This window comes from Stenotrophomonas sp. ZAC14A_NAIMI4_1, assembly GCF_003086915.1.
Lineage (GTDB): Bacteria > Pseudomonadota > Gammaproteobacteria > Xanthomonadales > Xanthomonadaceae > Stenotrophomonas.
The window spans coordinates 1176447-1190546 of record NZ_CP026002.1; the positions used below are offsets into that span (position 1 = coordinate 1176447).

Sequence of the window (14100 nt, forward strand, 5' to 3'; positions counted from 1 at the left end):
CACAACGCGGCTGTGCTTATATGTCTATACAATATAGGCGTCCATTTCGGGTTGTCCAGCCATGTCCGATTCGCGTTCCCCGCAGAGTTTCCATGCCGCCCACGCCCTGCTGGGCGAGGGCTGGGCGCGCGATGTGCGCCTGCAGGTGCAGGGCGGCCGCATCGCCCGCATTGAAGCGGGGCAGGGCGCGCAGGACGGTGATACCCGCGTCGGCCTGCTGCTGCCGGGGCTGCCCAACCTGCACAGCCATGCCTTCCAGCGCGGCATGGCCGGCCTGACCGAGATCGGTGGAGGTGACGGCGACAGTTTCTGGAGCTGGCGCGAGCTGATGTACCGCTTCCTGGCCCACCTGCGCCCCGACGCGGTGCAGGCCATCGCCGCCCAGGCCTACATGGAAATGCTGGAAAGCGGCTTTACCCGGGTCGGCGAGTTCCATTACCTGCACCACCAGGCCGATGGCCAGCCCTACGCGTTGCGGGCCGAGATGAGTGCGCGCATCGCCGCTGCCGCCGACCAGACCGGCATCGGCCTGACCCTGCTGCCGGTCTTCTATGCCCACGCCGATTTCGGTGGCGCGCCGCCCAATCCCGCGCAGCGCCGGCTGATCCACGACGTGGACGGGTTCGCGCGGCTGCTGGAGGGGGCAAAGACCGCCTTGTCCACGTTGCCCGACGCGGTGCTGGGCATCGCCCCGCACAGCCTGCGCGCGGTCATCGGCGAGGAACTGGATGCGCTGCTGCCGCTGACCACCGGCCCGGTACACATCCATATTGCCGAGCAGGTGCGCGAGGTCGAGGCCTGCCTGGCCTGGAGCGGCCAGCGGCCGGTGCAGTGGCTGTACGAACACGCGGCGGTGGATGCGCGCTGGTGCCTGGTGCACGCCACCCACATCACCGATGCCGAGCGCGCGCAGATGGTGGCCAGCAAGGCGGTGGCCGGCCTGTGCCCGATCACCGAGGCCAACCTGGGCGATGGCCTGTTCCCGATGCAGGCGTTCGCCCGCGAAGGCGGGCACTTCGGCGTCGGCTCTGATTCCAACGTGCTGATCGACGCCGCTGAGGAGCTGCGCCTGCTCGAGTACGGCCAGCGCCTGGCCCTGCGTGGGCGCAACGTGCTGGCCCAGGATGCCTCGCGCAGCAGCGGCCGTTTCCTGTTCGAAGGTGCCCTGCACGGCGGCGCGCAGGCGCTGGGCGTGGCTGCCGGGCTGCAGGTCGGGGCCAGCGCCGATCTGCTTGAACTGGACCCCGCGCACCCGGCGCTGCAGGTGCGACAAGGTGACGCATGGCTTGACAGCTGGGTCTTCGCTGCACGTAATGGCGCGCTGCGTTCGGTCTGGCGCCATGGCCGCCAGGTCGTGGCCGACGGCCGCCACCTGCAGCGCGAGGCCATCACCACCGCCTTCGCCGCTGCCCTGCGTGGCGTGCTGGGCTGACCGCCTCCCGCTCATTGAGACCCCACACCCGTGAAGGCCAGCAAGTCCGCCACGCTCAACCAGCGTATCCGCAGCGATCTGGAAAGCCGCATCCTCAGCGGCGAATGGGCGCCGGGTTTCCGTATCCCGTACGAGCACGAGCTGATGGAGCAGTACGGCTGCTCGCGGATGACGGTGAACAAGGTACTGACCGCGCTGGCCGAGAGCGGCATGATCGAGCGCCGCCGCCGTGCCGGTTCGTTCGTGGCGCGGCAGCCCCCGCACCTGGAACAGGTGGCGCTGGAGATCCCCGATATCGCCATGGAAGTCGGCTCGCGCGGCCACCAGTACGCCTACCAGCTGCTGCAGCGCGACCTGCGCCTGGCCGAGCCCGGCAATGCCGGCGAGAGGGAGCTGGCCGGCGCTGAGCCGTTGCTGGCGATGCGCTGCCTGCACCTGGCCGACGGCCGACCACTGGCGCTGGAACACCGCCTGATCAGCCCGGTGGGCGTGCCCGAGGTGCTGGAGGTGGATTTCAGCATCACCGCGCCGGGCAGCTGGCTGCTGCAGAACGTGTCCTGGACCCGCGCCCAGCACCGCATCAGCGCGTGGGGCGCGGACGCGGCCGCTGCCAAGCTGCTTGAGGTGAAGCCGGGCACCGCCTGCCTGGTGATCGAGCGCCTGACCTGGCGCGGCGACCAGCCCATCACCCGCGTGCGGCAGATGTTCTTGGGCGATGCCTGGGACCTGGTGGCGCGTTTCGCGCCGGGCGCGCGTTAGGGCGAAGAGGGCATCCACCTGTCGCCTTGAACTCTGTCGGCGCGTGTGTACGATGTGTATCGTCCACGCATGAAGAGCGGGGACCTTATCCGGGAACTACGCGCGGCGGGATGGACCTGCCGACGGACTCGTGGATCCCATCACGTGTTTGTACATCCGCGTCGCCCGCACATCATTACTGTGCCCCATCCAAAGAAGGATCTGGGGACAGGCCTGGTAAAGGCGATCCGGAAGCTTGCTGGGCTGACGTAGAGGGTCCCATGCGATATCCAGTCTTGATCGAAGCCGGTGACGAACGTACAGCCTGGGGCGTGGTCGTGCCCGATCTGCCGGGCTGTTTCTCTGCTGCCGACACGCTTGATGAAGCGCTCAGTTCGGCGGAGGAGGCCGCGCTTGCCTGGATTGACGCCGCATTGGATGCGGGGAACTCCATCCCGACGCCGTCTGCGCCGCAGAAGCTCGTGGTCGAAGCTGCCACCGGCACGCGCTGGATTCTTGCTTACATCAACGTTGATCCAGCCCTGTTGGACGATACCGTCGAGCGGGTCAACATCAGCCTGCCGCGGCGGATCCTTGCAAGGTTGGATGCGCAGGCCAAGGCGGCCGGCGAATCGCGTTCAAGCTACATCGCCCACCTTGCCGCGTTGGGTTGAAGCCGCGGAATCGTTTATCCATCCACGCCATGCGCGGATGTTGCCCCATCAATACGTGGCGCACTGCCGCCAGCGCACCGGCTCGTCCACGCCGGGGCGGGCGTTGATCTGCACGCGCACGTTGCGCAGGGCGGGGTAGCGCAGCACTTCCTGGCACACCCGCGGCCACACCGCTTCCAGCTCGCCGGTGCGGTTGATGGCCAGGGTCTGACGGGTCAGCCAGACGCCGCTGGCAATGCCCGGCTGGCGGGACAACGCGCGGGCCATTTCGGCCTGGTAGCGGTCCAGGGTGGCCGTATCCGGATTGAGGTCGTTGCGGTCGCCATCGGCCGCTGCAGCGGGTGCGGCTGCGGTGGGTGCAGCCGGTGCGACCGGCGCAGCCACATCCTCCGCGCTCGCCATCGGCGTTGCGGCCGGTTGCGCCTCGGCTGCGGCGGGTGCGGGTGCGGGTGACGGTGCAGGGGCCGGTACTGGCGTGCTTTCCGCCGCCGTCGCAGTGGGTTCCACATGCAGCCCCTGCAGGCCCAGCCCGACCAGCAGGCCCAGGGTCACCGCGCCGAGCGCGGCAATGGCGATGCGGCGCAGGGCTTCATGCCGCGCCGTGGCGCGTACGCGCGTTTCAATCTCGCCCGGCAGGTAGGCCTGCAGCAGCGGCCACAGGCGCGGGCCGTCCAGCACTTCCACCGACTGCTTTTCCGCAGCGGCCAGGCCATCGCGCTCGACGCGGCCTTCGGTAATCAGCAGGCCGCCCTTGGCGCCGCCCAGGCGCGCGACCGCGCCCAGCTCGTTCACGGCAGCCGTACCGATGCGGTAGGCCAGGCCATGCTTGCAGGACACCAGCCAGGTGTTGGGGCCATCGCTCAGCAGGAAATCACTGCTCGGCTCGCGGACTTCCTCGGCCGGGTCGGCCACTTCGCGCAGGCCGCGCTGCTCGCGCAGCATCCGCTTGATCAGCGTCGAAAACTCACGCCAATGCATGCCCGCCAGGGCTTGCAGCCCCAGTTGCATTTCCGTTCGCCGCCGCTTGATCCACCACAGATAGACGATTGCCAGGGTGCAGGTAAGCAGGGCCGACAGCAGGGCCAGGATCCAAGGGAGCATGCAGGAAGAGAGCGGAAGGGGCGAAAACGGAAGACCACAGTGTAAAGGCCGCGCCGTCCGATTGCGTCAGGACGTTCCTGACACGGATTGTGATGCAGCCCGCAGATCCGCGTGGCGCAGGCACGAAAAAACCCGCCAATCCTGAAGCCGTGAGGGGAGGGAACAAACGGCAGGCGAAGCGATTGGCGGGTTCGTCGCGATTGTCAGACAATCTTTATTGCATTGCAACAATCGGCAGTCAGGGCACGCCGCCCGGCGATTGGTGGCTGCCCGGTGCGGGCGCATCGCTGCCCGAGGCGGCGCGGTTTTCCAGCTTGGCCAGGCGTGCATGCAGCACATCCAGGCGCGCTTCGAGCGCGGCCAGTTCATCGGCGGTGGGTACGTGCAGGCGCTTGAGGACCCCCTGTACCTGGTCATCGAATGCCTTCTCGACCTTGTTCCAGGTGCCGGACGCCTTTTCGCGGGCCTCGTCCAGCGAGGTCTCCACGTTGTCGCGCCAGCCCGGCCCCTGCTCACCGCTGCGTTCGCGGCGGCGGGCTTCCCAGGCTTCGCCTTCCTTCACCAGGCCATCGAAGAAGCGGCTGCCTTCGGCCTGTGCGCGGCCCAGGGCACCGAGGCCGGCCAGCCAGACCTGTTGTGCCGAATCGCTGAATCGGCGCGAAAAGCGCTCGGCCTGTTCGCCGAACGAAGCGTCGTCGTCGCGGCGGTCGTCATTCTCGTACTGGTTCATCGCGCTTCCCGGGGGAGTTGGACCTGCCCCCGAGGGTAGCGCGCACGAACGTTGCTGGGCCGTGATGGCCGCGGCCAGGGTTCAGCCCAGCTTTTCCTTCAGCACGCGCTGGATCTCGCTTTCCACCATGCCCTTCATGGCCGACAGCAGGAAGCCCAGCTTGGCGGTCACGCGCACCGCGCCCGGCTGCAGCTCGATGGCGCCGTCCACGCCGCTGCCGCTGAAGTTCAGCACGTCGGCGGCCCAGCTGGACTTCAGGCCGAAGCGCTCGCCCAGCTTGGCGGCAACCTGTTCGATCGCCTCGCGGGCCTGTGCATCGGGCAGGGCGTGGGCGTGGCGGACATCGATGGTGGACATGCAGGCTCCTGGCGCTGGGCGGGGATATCAAAGAGGGCGGCCATTGTGCGCATCGGCGGGCGCCACGCCAAGCGCCCGTCGCCGGTTCTTCTGCGTTGGCGAGCAACCTGCTAGTCTGCGCCGCGTGCAGAACCTGCTAGTTCACTTCAGTCAACAACAACAGCCCGACCAGCCCCTGCGGCCCGGGGTGCAGCGCATCGTGCGCCAGGCAAACGGCAGCGTGCGGCTGGGCGATCCCGGCCATGGCGCGCTCCTGCTGGCCCAGTTCTGCATGGACGACCGCGGCCTCTGGCTGCAGGTTGGCAACGGCATCCGCAGCATCCACGTGAACGGCCGCCCGGTGCGGCGCATGGCCCTGCTGCGTGCAGGCGATGCGGTGTATGTGGATGGCGTGGAAATGCTCCTGCAGGGTGAGGTCGAGAGCCTGCTGCAGGCACCGTCGCCGTCGCCGGCCAGCGAGGGCAACGCCGATGAGCAGCGCCTGCTGCGGGGTGTCGGCGGCCTGCACCATGGCCGCAGCTACACCCTGTCGCGCCCGCGTCTGGTGGGTAGTGGTGGCGACGCCGATATCGGGATTGACGATCCTGCGTTTGCCGAACAGCACGCGCGGGTGGAAGTGCACGGCGACCGCGTGCTGCTGCGCGACCTTGGCAGTGCCGACGGTGCCCGGGTCAACGGCGTGGCCGTGCGCCACTGCTGGCTGCAGCCAGGCGACCAGATCGTGTTCGATGGCCAGCACCGCTTTGTGCTGGAAGTGCCGCACGATCCGCGCCGGCGCCCGCTGCCGGCCGAGGACGACGCCGGCCAGGACGCCGAGCAGGTAGCCGATGCCCCCGTGGCCCCGCGCCGGGTACGGCGTTGGCCGTGGCTGCTGGCAAGTGCGCTGCTGCTGGCGGGCGTGCTCAGCCTGCTGCTCTGGTTCGGCGCGCGCTGATCTGCGTCCGCCGGGCATGGCCCGGCGCTACCGGTGCCGCGCGTGGAAAATGGATTCCAATGAAACCAAATTTCCCTTGCCGCGCCAGGCCGCAAGGCTGGTGCACTGCGGCATACTAGGCGTCTTGCCCCACAGGTGTGACATGACGCGCGCGTTCAACTTCAGTGCCGGCCCTGCAACCTTGCCGGAATCGGTCCTGCGCCAGGCGCAGGCGGAAATGCTGGACTGGCACGGTGCCGGCGCCTCGATCGTGGAAATGAGCCATCGTGGCCCGGAATTCATGTCCGTGGCCGCCGAGGCCGAGGCCGACCTGCGCCGCCTGCTCGATATCCCCGATGACTACGCCGTGCTGTTCCTGCCCGGCGGCGCCACCACCCAGCAGGCGCTCATCCCGCTCAACTTCGCCCAGGCCGGCCAGCGTGCCGACTACGTGGTCAGCGGCCACTGGGGCAAGACGGCGGTCAAGCAGGCCAGCCCCTATGTCGGCGTCAACATCGCCGCCAGCAGCGAGGCCGATGGCTACCGCGCGCTGCCCGAGCGCAGCAGCTGGCAGCTTTCCGGCGATGCCGCCTACGTCCACGTCACCGCCAACGAGACCATCCACGGCGTCGAGTTCCGTGATGTGCCCGACACCGGTGACGTCCCGCTGGTGGCCGATTTCAGCTCGTCCATCGCCAGCGAGCCGCTGGATGTGCGCCGCTATGGCGTCATCTATGCCGGCGCGCAGAAGAACCTGGGCCCGGTCGGCATCGCGGTGATGATCATCCGCCGCGACCTGCTCGAGCGCAGCGGCCAGGCCCGCGCGGACATCTTCGATTACCGCTCGCACGTCGCCCGCGATTCGATGCTCAACACCCCGCCCACCTGGAACTGGTACCTGGCCGGCCTGGTGTTCAAGTGGATGCTGGCCGAAGGCGGCGTGGTCGAGTTCGCCAAGCGCAATGCCGCCAAGGCCGCGCTGGTGTACGGCGCCATCGATGCCTCCGGCGGTTTCTATCGCAATGAAGTGGCGCACTCGGCGCGCTCGCGGATGAACATCCCGTTCTTCCTGCCCAGCGCCGATCTCGATGCCCGCTTCGTGGCCGAGGCCAAGGCCGCCGGCCTGCTGGCGCTGAAGGGCCACAAGGTGGTCGGTGGCATCCGTGCCTCGCTGTACAACGCCATGCCGCTGGCCGGGGCCGAGGCGCTGGTCGCCTTCATGGCCGATTTCCAGCAACGCAACGGCTGAGCAATGAACGGCGCGCACCGTCGGGTGCGTGCCCCGCAACAAGGAATTCCGATGGCAAGCAAACCCAGCAAGAAGTCGCCGAAGAAGGGCGAGTCCGCCAAGGCCGAACCGGCCAAGGCCGCCGCCGCGCCCAAGGGCAAGGCCTCGCCCAGGACCACCCCGGTGCCGACCCAGGCGCCGCTGGCACTGGCCGACGTGCGCTCCAAGATCGACCAGATCGACCGTGACATCCAGAGCCTGATCGCCGAGCGTGCGCAGTTCGCCCACCAGGTCGGCAAGGCCAAGGGCAAGCTTGCCGCCGCCGTCGATTACTACCGCCCCGAGCGCGAAGCCCAGGTGCTGCGCATGGTGGTGGACCGCAACGAAGGCCCGCTCAGCGATGAAGTGCTGGTGCACGTGTACCGCGAAATCATGTCGGCCTGCCTGGCCCAGCAGGAACCGCTGAAGATCGGTTACCTCGGCCCGGAAGGCACCTTCAGCCAGCAGGCCGTGCTCAAGCACTTCGGCCGCTCGGCGCTGGGCCTGCCGATGGCCAGCATCGAAGAAGTGTTCCAGGAAGTGGAAGCGGGCAACGCCGATTTCGGCGTGGTGCCGGTGGAAAATTCGGGGCAGGGCACCATCCAGATCACCCTGGACATGTTCCTCACCTCCAACCTCAAGATCTGCGGTGAAGTGGAACTGCGCGTGCAGCAGTACCTGATGTCGCGCAGTGGCCGCCTGGAGGATATCGAGCGCGTCTACGGCCACCCGCAGTCCTTCATGCAGACCTCGGCGTGGATGCGCGCCAACCTGCCCAAGGCCGAGAAGATCCCGGTGGCCAGCAACGCCGAAGGCGCGCGCCGTGCGCGCAATGCCGACGACGCGGCCGCCATTGGTGGCGAAAGCGCCGGCCACGTGTACGGCCTGAAGAAGGTCGTCACCAAGCCCATCCAGAACGATGCCGACAACACCACCCGTTTCCTGGTGGTGGGCCGCAACATCTTCCCGACCTCCGGCCACGACCGCACCTCAGTGCTGGTGTTCATCCATGACAAGCCCGGCGCGCTGTTCGATGTGCTCAGCCCGTTCGCCCGCCATGGCATCAGCATGAACCGCATCGAGTCGCGCCCCTCGCACCACGGCAAGTGGGAATACGGCTTCTTCATCGACCTGGCCGGCCACATCGACGACGCGCCGATGCAGGCCGCGCTGGCCGAGCTGGAAGCGCACTCGGCGCAGATCAAGGTGCTGGGTTCCTACCCGGTGGCCGTGCCCTGATTGCCGTTGCGGCCGCGTGCCGCGCCCTTTGATGCACCGCCGGCGTGCCGGCGTTTACGGAATGATCGAACGATGAGCAACGCGCAACACTGGATTGCCCGCAAGGGCCAGCCGCTGCAGGGCAGCCTGACCATTCCCGGCGACAAGTCGGTCTCGCACCGTTCGGTGATGTTTGCCGCGCTGGCCGATGGCACCTCGCATATCGAGGGCTTCCTGGAAGGCGAAGACACCCGTGCCACCGCGCGCATCTTCAGCCAGCTCGGCGTGCGCATCGAGACCCCCAGTGCGTCGCAGCGCATCGTCCACGGCGTCGGCATCGACGGCCTGCAGGCACCCAGCGCGCCGCTGGACTGCGGTAACGCCGGCACCGGAATGCGCCTGCTGGCAGGCCTGCTGGCAGGCCAGGCGTTCGACTGCACCCTGGTGGGTGATGAATCGCTGTCCGGCCGGCCGATGCGCCGCGTCACCGGCCCGCTCGCGCAGATGGGCGCGAAGATCGACACCGAAAGCGATGGCACGCCGCCGCTGCACGTGCACGGTGGCCAGTCGCTTCAGGGTATTGATTTCGCCTCGCCGGTGGCCAGCGCGCAGGTGAAGTCGGCCGTGCTGCTGGCCGGCCTGTACGCACAGGGCGAAACCAGCGTGCTCGAACCGCACCCGACCCGCGATTACACCGAGCGCATGCTCTCGGCCTTCGGCGTGGACATCGAGTTCTCGCCGGGCAAGGCCCGCCTGCGTGGCGGCCAGCGCCTGCGCGCCACCGATATTGTGGTGCCGGCCGATTTCTCCTCCGCGGCCTTCTTCCTGGTGGCCGCCAGCATCATCCCGGGGTCCGAGCTGCGCCTGAAGCAGGTCGGCCTCAACCCGCGCCGCACTGGCCTGCTGCACGCGCTGCGCCTGATGGGCGCGGACATCACCGAAGAAAATCCGGCCGAGCAGGGCGGTGAACCGGTGGCCGACCTGGTGGTGCGCTACGCCCCGCTGAAGGGCGCGCGCATTCCCGAAGCGCTTGTGCCGGACATGATCGACGAATTCCCGGCCCTGTTCGTGGCCGCCGCCGCCGCCGAAGGCCAGACCGTGGTGACCGGCGCTGCCGAGCTGCGGGTGAAGGAATCGGACCGCCTGGCGGCCATGGCCACCGGCCTGCGCGCGCTGGGCATGCAGGTGGATGAAACCGAGGACGGCGCCACGCTGCACGGTGGCATCACCCTGGGCAGCGGCACCATCGAAAGCCACGGTGACCACCGCATTGCGATGGCGTTTGCCATCGCCGGCCAGATCAGCGGCGGCGAAGTGCGCATCAACGACATCGCCAACGTCGCGACGTCCTTCCCGGATTTCGACGGACTGGCCCGCAGCGCCGGTTTCAACCTGGCGGCATGATCGGTAGTGCCGGCCGCTGGCCGGCAAAAAAAGACGGAGGCCGAAGCCTCCGTCTCCCGATCACGAACCCCTCGCTCGCGATCAACGCTGCTCGGTACGGAAATCCACCGGCACGCGCACCACACTCGCCACCGCACGGCCGTCCTGCATGGCCGGCTGGAACTTCCAGCCCTGCACGGCGTTAAGCACCGAACGATCCAGGTCACGGCTGCGCTCGCCACTACGCGACACGATGCTCGCGTTGGTCACGTTGCCGCGGGTATCCACGTCCAGGCTGGCAATCACGCTGCCCTGCACGCCGTTGCGCAGCGCAGTGGGCGGGTAGCTCGGCTTGCCATTGCTGGCCAGCGGACGCGCCTCACGGTTGCGTACGGCCGGGGCCGCCTTGCGCTGCTCGCTGGCCGGGGCCGCGTTGCGGGCTGCCGGGGCCGTTGCCACAGGGGTCTCGCTGGCCGGCAGCATGCGCTCGCCCACCGGGGCCGGCGCCACGTCTTCCTGGCCCGAGAAACGCAGCCACATCAGCGCAGCAGCAAACATCGCCACGATGAGGGCCATCCACAGCCACGGCGACGTGCGCTGGGGGCGCTCGCTCACGTCCTGCTGCAGATGCGGGGAATGAAGGTGTTCATGGGTAGTAGCACTCATTGCAGACTCCTCGCGTCAGTAACGACGCCCAGAGTCTTGCCCGAGCCGGTGTAGTGGTGTGTCAGCGTTGCGTCAACGCAACCGGCAGGGTTCAGGTTGCCTGCCGGGATGCGTTCAGTTACTGCGGCTTGAAGTCAAACGGCACTTCAATGGAGCCCGGCACCGGCTGGCCATTGCTCAGCGCGGGGGTGAAGCGCCAGCGGCGCACCGCGTCGGTGGCCGCGCGGTCCAGGTCACGCGAGCCGCTGCGCTGGATCACCGTGATGTTGTTGGCGTAGCCGGTGGCATCGACGTCCACCCGCACCACCACGCTGCCGGACTCGCCACGACGCAGGGCGCCGGACGGGTAGGCCGGCGGCGGTGACTGGCCTGCCACGGGCATCGGCTGGCTGTTGCCCGTGGCAGGGGCGGTGCCGCCCGGTGCGGCCGGGGCCGGTTCAATGCTGGCCGGCGGCGGCGGGGCGGTTTCCACCAGCTTCGGCGCTTCCTCCTGCACCGGCGCCGGCTTGGCATCGGGCATGTCGCTGGAACCGGCCGCCGCGGCCAGGGGCTCGGGCAGCGGCTCGACCTGCGCGGTCTCCTGCGGGGTCTGCGTGGCCGGATCATCGGCGCGGAAGAATTCCTTGTCGCGGCCGGTCAACCAGACCACCACGAACAGCAGCACGCCCACGCCGAAGGCGATGCCGGCGATCTTCAGGGCGTTGCGCGGGATATGCACGGTGAACGACTTGGCAGGCGATGAGCGGGGTGCAGACATGGACCGGACCAGCAGGGAATGCCCCGATTCTGCCACGGCGGGAATGAACCGGGCGGCAGAAATCCGTATAACAGGCGATAATCCCGTCCCTGATACCCACCACGACACCTGCCATGCTTGATCCAGCCCTGCTCCGCCACCAGCCCGCCGACCTCGCCGAACGCCTGCGCACCAGCCGCGGCTTCGAGCTCGACGTGTCTGCCCTGGAGTCCCTGGAGGCCGATCGCAAGCGCATCCAGGTGCGGACCCAGGAGCTGCAGAGCCTGCGCAACAGCCGTTCCAAGGCCATCGGCCAGGCCAAAGCCAAGGGCGAGGACGTCTCGGCCATCATGGCTGAAGTGGCCGCGTTCGCCGATGAGCTGAAGGCCTCAGAAGTGGCGCTGGACGAGCTGCGCGAAAAGATCGACATCATCGCCGCGGGCATTCCGAACCTGCCGGCCGATGACGTGCCGGCGGGCGCCGATGAGAACGACAATGTCGAACAGGCGCGCTGGGGCACCCCGCGCACCTTCGATTTCCCGGTGCTGGACCACGTCGAGCTGGGCGCCCGCAACGCCGGCCTGGACGCGGAAACCGCCGCCAAGCTGTCGGGCTCGCGCTTCACCGTGCTGCGCGGCCAGATCGCGCGCCTGCACCGTGCCCTGGCCCAGTTCATGCTGGACCTGCACGCCGGTGAGCACGGCTATGAAGAAACCAACGTGCCGTTGCTGGTCAACGCCGATTCGCTGCGTGGCACCGGCCAGCTGCCGAAGTTCGAGGACGATCTGTTCAAGACCGCCGTGGGCGATTCCACGCGCTACCTGATCCCGACCTCGGAAGTGCCGCTGACCAACCTGGTGCGCGACGAGATCGTCGACGCCGAGCGCCTGCCGCTGCGCGTGACCGCCCATTCGATGTGCTTCCGCGCCGAAGCCGGCAGCGGTGGCCGCGACGTGCGCGGCATGATCCGCCAGCACCAGTTCGAGAAGGTCGAGCTGGTGTCGGTCTGCCGCCCGGAAGAGAGCGATGCCGAGCACACCCGCATGACCCGCTGCGCCGAAGTCGTGCTGGAAAAGCTGGGCCTGCCGTACCGCAAGGTGCTGCTGTGCACCGGCGACATGGGCTTCTCGGCCATCAAAACCTACGACCTGGAAGTCTGGCTGCCCTCGCAGAACACCTACCGCGAGATCAGCTCGTGCTCCAACACCGGTGATTTCCAGGCCCGCCGCATGCAGGCCCGCTGGCGCAACCCGGCCACCGGCAAGCCGGAGCTGGTGCACACCCTGAACGGCTCGGGCGTGGCGGTCGGCCGCGCGATGATCGCGGTGATGGAGAACTACCAGAACGCCGACGGCACCATCACCGTGCCGGACGTCCTGCGCCCGTACATGGGTGGCGTCGAAACCATCGGCTGAACCCGGTAGCGCCGGGCCACGCCCGGCGGCTTTCGGTGGGGAGCCGCGCATTGCGCGGTCCCGCATCCACGCATGGCGTGGATCTACTGAATTGGTCGCGCATTGCGCGGTCCCGCATCCATGCATGGCGTGGATTTAAGCGCCGATGCAGTAGATCCACGCCATGCGTGGATGAACCTCGCGATCACCCCAACGCCCGCACCTTCTCCAACGGCACCCACCCGGGCTCGCCCGTCTCCGGCACGCACCACGCCCAACCATTGAGCGTGCGCACCCCGCGCAGCCGCTGCCCCGGCTCGACATCCAGCTCGCGCGCGCAATAGTCCTCGGTGGCAAACGCGTCACCCTGCGCATTGCGCCCGATTACCGGTGCAGGCACGAACCCCGGTTCCTGCCCCTCGGCCTGGCACAGAAACCAGTCTTCCCAGCCCTCAGGGCCTTCATAACGCTCGCCCACCACCAGCGTCTGCCCACGGCGCAGGGTGATAGGGTGCGGAAATTCGCTGCTGTGCGCAGCCGTCACGATGTAGTTCATGACTCAGCCTACCGTTCTGATGAGTGCTATGCATGGCGCTGCATCCACGCATGGCGTGGATCTACTGCATGTGCTTCGGTAGATCCACGCCATGCGTGGATGGCGCACCGCTCAGGTCAGACACAAAAAAACGGCCCCGCAAAGCGGAGCCGTCGGGGTGGGCCGGGATGGGGGAGGGACTCCCGGCCCGCAATCAGCGCCCCCGACGAGGAGGGGGAAGGCGCCGATCGCTGGAACGCAGTACTTACGCAGCCACTTCTTCGGCAGCGTGCGACGGCAGGGCCGACAGCGCGCCGGCAATGGCGTCTTCGCGGTGCTTCGGCGAGTAGGCGATGCCCTCGGCGCGCACGAACTCGACGTTGTCGATGCCCATGAAGGCGAACACCTGGCGCAGGAAGGGCTCCTGGAAGTCAGCGGGCGAGTCGGTGTAGATGCCGCCACGGGCGCTGACCACGATCACGCGCTTGCCACCGGCCAGGCCCACCGGGCCGTTCTCGGTGTACTTGAAGGTGCGGCCGGCCACGGCAACGCGGTCGATCCAGGCCTTCAGCGTGGACGGGATGCTGAAGTTGTACATCGGCGCGCCGATGACCAGGATGTCCGCTGCCAGGAACTGCTGCATCACCTGTTCAGCATCGGTCGCCTCGGCGGCGTCCACACCGGCCAGCGAGCTGCTGCGCAGATGAGGTACCGGATTGGCGTCAAGATCGCGATAATCGACCTGCAGGCCGTCGATCTGGTTCTTGAACTGAGCGACCACCGCGGCGGTCAGCTGGCGGGAGACGGAGTTGTCGCCAAGCACGCTGGCGTCGAGATGCAGAAGCTTCATGGCAGTCACCTATGTTCTGGAAGGAGGGGCGGTGTTTGCCGCCGACGGAGAGAACGATAGGTTGTTGCATGGGCGGGATAAAGGTGGTTCAATGCCACGAATTGTT

The 14100-nt window shown here is 68.0% G+C and carries 16 protein-coding genes; 9 read left to right on the plus strand and 7 right to left on the minus strand.

What is annotated here, in order from left to right; translation table 11 throughout:
• Positions 1–61 precede the first annotated feature (61 nt).
• From C1926_RS05420 to C1926_RS05435, 4 genes are all read left to right on the plus strand, one after another.
• Positions 62–1432, plus strand: a complete 1371-nt coding sequence (locus C1926_RS05420) for a formimidoylglutamate deiminase (protein WP_108758483.1) — start codon at positions 62–64, stop codon at positions 1430–1432.
• A 30-nt stretch (positions 1433–1462) separates the two neighbouring features.
• Complete coding sequence (gene hutC / locus C1926_RS05425) at positions 1463–2191, plus strand: histidine utilization repressor (protein ID WP_108758484.1); 729 nt, start codon at positions 1463–1465, stop codon at positions 2189–2191.
• A 69-nt stretch (positions 2192–2260) separates the two neighbouring features.
• Positions 2261–2443, plus strand: coding sequence for a type II toxin-antitoxin system HicA family toxin (locus tag C1926_RS05430; protein WP_108760632.1), 183 nt, complete (start codon positions 2261–2263; stop codon positions 2441–2443).
• Between the two features lie 8 nt (positions 2444–2451).
• Positions 2452–2844 carry a type II toxin-antitoxin system HicB family antitoxin gene (locus tag C1926_RS05435; protein ID WP_108758485.1) on the plus strand — a complete coding sequence of 131 codons (393 nt, stop codon included), beginning with the start codon at positions 2452–2454 and terminating at the stop codon, positions 2842–2844.
• Positions 2845–2892: 48 nt separating this feature from the next.
• Here C1926_RS05435 and C1926_RS05440 read toward each other — a convergent pair whose 3' ends face one another.
• The 3 genes from C1926_RS05440 to C1926_RS05450 form a co-directional block, all read right to left on the minus strand.
• On the minus strand, positions 2893–3945 hold the full coding sequence (locus C1926_RS05440) for a restriction endonuclease (protein ID WP_108758486.1): 1053 nt from the start codon (positions 3943–3945) through the stop codon (positions 2893–2895).
• Between the two features lie 238 nt (positions 3946–4183).
• Complete coding sequence (locus tag C1926_RS05445; RefSeq protein WP_079222347.1) at positions 4184–4675, minus strand: phasin family protein; 492 nt, start codon at positions 4673–4675, stop codon at positions 4184–4186.
• An 81-nt stretch (positions 4676–4756) separates the two neighbouring features.
• Positions 4757–5032: a polyhydroxyalkanoic acid system family protein gene (locus C1926_RS05450; protein ID WP_079222346.1), complete on the minus strand. Its 276-nt coding sequence runs from the start codon at positions 5030–5032 to the stop codon at positions 4757–4759.
• 124 nt (positions 5033–5156) lie between these two features.
• Here C1926_RS05450 and C1926_RS05455 point away from each other — a divergent pair, with 124 nt between their 5' ends.
• The 4 genes from C1926_RS05455 (at position 5157) to aroA (ending at position 9834) form a co-directional block, all read left to right on the plus strand.
• Complete coding sequence (locus C1926_RS05455) at positions 5157–5966, plus strand: FHA domain-containing protein (protein ID WP_108758487.1); 810 nt, start codon at positions 5157–5159, stop codon at positions 5964–5966.
• Positions 5967–6108: 142 nt separating this feature from the next.
• Positions 6109–7194, plus strand: a complete 1086-nt coding sequence (gene serC / locus C1926_RS05460; protein ID WP_108758488.1) for a 3-phosphoserine/phosphohydroxythreonine transaminase — start codon at positions 6109–6111, stop codon at positions 7192–7194.
• A gap of 51 nt (positions 7195–7245) precedes the next feature.
• Entirely contained in the window at positions 7246–8451 is a 1206-nt protein-coding gene (gene pheA / locus C1926_RS05465; protein WP_108758489.1) for a prephenate dehydratase, read from the plus strand.
• Between the two features lie 72 nt (positions 8452–8523).
• Positions 8524–9834, plus strand: a complete 1311-nt coding sequence (aroA, locus tag C1926_RS05470) for a 3-phosphoshikimate 1-carboxyvinyltransferase (RefSeq protein ID WP_108758490.1) — start codon at positions 8524–8526, stop codon at positions 9832–9834.
• Between the two features lie 81 nt (positions 9835–9915).
• Here the strand turns inward: aroA and C1926_RS05475 are convergent, their stop codons facing one another.
• Positions 9916–10479, minus strand: a complete 564-nt coding sequence (locus C1926_RS05475; protein WP_108758491.1) for an energy transducer TonB — start codon at positions 10477–10479, stop codon at positions 9916–9918.
• Positions 10480–10597: 118 nt separating this feature from the next.
• Positions 10598–11236 carry an energy transducer TonB gene (locus tag C1926_RS05480; RefSeq protein WP_108747847.1) on the minus strand — a complete coding sequence of 213 codons (639 nt, stop codon included), beginning with the start codon at positions 11234–11236 and terminating at the stop codon, positions 10598–10600.
• A gap of 113 nt (positions 11237–11349) precedes the next feature.
• Between C1926_RS05480 and serS the strand changes: the two genes are divergently transcribed.
• Positions 11350–12630 carry a serine--tRNA ligase gene (gene serS, locus C1926_RS05485; RefSeq protein WP_108758492.1) on the plus strand — a complete coding sequence of 427 codons (1281 nt, stop codon included), beginning with the start codon at positions 11350–11352 and terminating at the stop codon, positions 12628–12630.
• A gap of 184 nt (positions 12631–12814) precedes the next feature.
• Here the strand turns inward: serS and C1926_RS05490 are convergent, their stop codons facing one another.
• Complete coding sequence (locus C1926_RS05490) at positions 12815–13165, minus strand: ligand-binding protein SH3 (RefSeq protein WP_108758493.1); 351 nt, start codon at positions 13163–13165, stop codon at positions 12815–12817.
• 244 nt (positions 13166–13409) lie between these two features.
• The gene (locus tag C1926_RS05495) at positions 13410–13994 is read right to left on the minus strand and encodes an NAD(P)H-dependent oxidoreductase (RefSeq protein WP_079222337.1); all 585 of its coding nucleotides are present in this window, start codon (positions 13992–13994) and stop codon (positions 13410–13412) included.
• Positions 13995–14100 lie beyond the last annotated feature (106 nt).